The following is a 3,064-nucleotide window of genomic DNA, read 5'->3' as shown; positions in this document are numbered from 1 at the left end:
GGGATCTCGCGTCAAACCTAGATACGCGAGGGCTCCTTCAGCACCGACAATCACGTCCTCAATATGGATTTTTACTGAAACCTCTTTGGGTTCTTGCATGCCGGGAACCTTGTGGAAAATGACTGTATGAACACCTTTCAAGCGCTCTTTGAAGATTTCCTTCTTTTCTTTGTATTGAGTAGTAGGAAGGGATACGGCCAATTGATCAATGTGGTAATTGATTTCACTTTCGGTTGGTTGAAAAAGGAGGGCATGATAAGCAGCTATGGAATGAAGGAGAATATAAGTACGTTCCTCATCGATTTTTTGGTTATTAAAAGAGGTTAGACTGACATTCCTTTGTCTCATGGCTGACTTGCCGATGTAATAAAGCTCACGCCTGTCAATGATCGCCGGGCTTTTAATTTCTACGATGAGATTTTCCTCAAAATCGACATCTTCTTCGTCGTAAGGTTTTTCATAAAACTCTTCATCGAATAACGCGATAGCATTAGGCATTTGATACTCGACCATTTCACCATCGTCTGAAGCGATGACTTTATACCAACTGTTTCCAACATCCACGGCAAAAATGTTGTTTCTTTTCATTTGATCGACCTCCTAGCTAAAGCCTATGCGAATCAGCCCAGGAGCGGTGCATGTACATACTAAATCTTTTTATAAAATCAAACGCTCATAGATAAAAAGCTATCAATCTGAAAGCTTGTAACAAAAATCCACATTTATACTGATTCATTTAACCATGCTTAGTAGACAGGTTCGCATAGAATACAGTGAGGTTTAATATAAAGGAGGAAAAAATTGATGAAAAAAGATAATCACCATGAGTGTGTAAACCTTAATGAGTCTGCGTCAATTGAGCAATGTACAAGTAATCTTGATTCTGAAACTCCAGTAACTGGGAACCGTCAGATCAGAGTACCTGTTAATTTAGGAACCTATGATGTTACGAGTCACCTGGTTGCTAACATTAATTTCCCGCATCCAGTTTTGGAAATTAAAGATATCAAGAAACGAGTTGTGGTAACTCAATGCCGTCTTATGACTCGTACAGCTACAGCAACAGATCCATCTTCAGTGGGACCTTTCCCATTATTTCTTAAGGGGTATGTGCGTAAAAACATCCAATATGCGTCCCCATGTCATAATGATAGAGGTGAATGTATCTCATCTGAAATTAAATCGTTAACTGTAAAAATTCCTTTCGAGTGCATGACATCAGTTACACTTGCAGCAGACGTCTTTCTACCTGTCACCAATACAAGAACTGAATTTGATTTCTTCAGAGCGCAAGACTTAGGTAAAGGCTTCCCGGAAAAAGATAAATTCCTATCAAGTGACATTTCTCAATTCCATCAAAGAAGCACTCAAGCTTATAATGATCTTCCATATTGTGAGCTTGTTTCAAGTGAAATCATTGAATGGGATGAATCGACAGATCGACGTTCCTTTGGCGACGGTCCGGAAGATGAAGGCTACTTCCATCACGTCGTTGAAAAAATGATGCTCACGTTTACTATCCGAGTTCTTCAAGAGCAGCTAGTTGACGTTAATGCTTAAGAGGTAATAAACATGATCGCCACTATGTTGAATAGTGGTTGATTATGTTTTTTTATTTATATCCTATTCATTTATTGGTTCATTGAATGTTGTACAACTTATTTAGATTTACATACTTCCGGAAAATTACCGAACTGCAAGCGTTGGAAAATAAGTCTGCTAAAAAGAAGCTTCATTAATATATAAACATTGTTTTCCAGAAAGACCTTTTTGTTAAAAAAGCAAAACTCAGACTTTCGCCCAGACATAGTCATTTATCCCACATACGATGGAGTATATTTCATCAAGGAGGAAGATCAATGACAGAGGCACATAACGATTTTCATAAGCATGAATGCAAAGAGTCATCAACGGTACATCACTGTGATAATAAAACGGTTAAGCCACACGTAAGTATTGGAAAAATTACAACAAAGGTACCGGTGGTATTAGCTGAACTTGAACTGCAATTAAACATTGACGAAACGATTACTTTCCCAGAGCCAGTCTTAGAAATTAAGGACATTAAAAAAAGGGTCGCATTAACTCAATGTAGATTGCTCCTTCCAACTAATAAATTATTCGTAAAAGGCTTTGTGCGCAAAAATATTCAATATGCAAGTCCATGCAATGAAATCGACCAAAGCACTTCGCAAACAGTAGCCTCTGACTTGCACTCTTTTACGGTAGATATTCCATTTGATTGTGTAACAGAAATCAAACAAAAAGACTTTTTATCCATGCCGGTCATGCCGAAAATCAATAATCGTGAAGAATTTGATTTTGCTGTTTCCAAATCACTGCCATCTGGATTTCCAGAAAAAGATCAGTTGTTATCGAGTGATCTTTCTCAATTTCACCAGGAGAGCAAACAGTTCTATAATGAGCTTCCCTATTGTGAGTTAATTTCTAGTAAGATCATTGAATGGGATGAAGCATTGGATCGAACTCCCCTTCCAGGAAGTGCACCGTTTAATGAAGGGTACTTTACAAAGGTAGAAGAAAAAATGGTTGTCGATATCAGCTTGAAAGTCTTACAGGACCAGCAGATACGTGTGGCTTCGACCACGAATGATGATTGCGATTACTAATGATGTCCTACGATAAAGAAGAGTGAGGGGGGGATAGAAAGGATGCTTAGAAGAGCAGCACCTTTCAAGAGGTATGAAGCGTGATCCGAATACATTCATTCAAACGCACTGGAATAATCGGGGGAAGCAAAGAAAATCATCACACAGCCGTTCCATAAAGAATGTCCGTGCTAAATCACCTAAACATTATGATTACGACCATGCTGAAGAAAATATAGAACACAGACGGAATGAATCCCAGAAAAATAAGATTTATACACCCTCTATAGAAGGGGAAAAGGCCATTCGTCCAGTGATTTCTCCCCCGCCTGATCTATTTGATAAAGAAGTAAAAGAAATAACACATCAGAATGTTGAAGAAAAATCAAAATATGATAGATCAGAAGAAATGAGAAAGCGTAAATCCTCGATCAACAGCAAAAAAAATACTAAAA

At 38.1% G+C, this 3,064-nt stretch carries 3 protein-coding genes and 1 pseudogene; 3 read left to right on the top strand and 1 reads right to left on the bottom strand.

Translation table 11 applies throughout. From position 1 onward, the window contains the following. Nucleotides 1–588: pseudogene (locus LD39_RS18860) on the bottom strand (hypothetical protein); the annotation flags it as partial. Nucleotides 589–804: 216 nt separating this feature from the next. On the opposite strand from LD39_RS18860, the gene LD39_RS18855 reads away from it, so the two are divergent. The 3 genes from LD39_RS18855 to LD39_RS18845 form a co-directional block, all read left to right on the top strand. Further along, nucleotides 805–1,560, top strand: coding sequence for a CsxC family protein (locus LD39_RS18855; protein ID WP_035551729.1), 756 nt, complete (start codon nt 805–807; stop codon nt 1,558–1,560). 299 nt (nt 1,561–1,859) lie between these two features. Next, a complete protein-coding gene (locus LD39_RS18850; RefSeq protein WP_035551728.1) occupies nt 1,860–2,630 on the top strand; it encodes a CsxC family protein in 771 nt (256 codons plus the stop codon). Nucleotides 2,631–2,703: 73 nt separating this feature from the next. Further along, nucleotides 2,704–3,064 (top strand): hypothetical protein (locus tag LD39_RS18845; protein WP_035551726.1); only part of this gene is annotated, 361 nt, incomplete at its 3' end.

This window comes from Halobacillus sp. BBL2006, from assembly GCF_000786645.1.
Classification (GTDB): domain Bacteria; phylum Bacillota; class Bacilli; order Bacillales; family Halobacillaceae; genus Halobacillus.
Note: the sequence above shows the minus strand (reverse complement) of the source record. Positions and strands in the feature narration are given on the sequence as shown.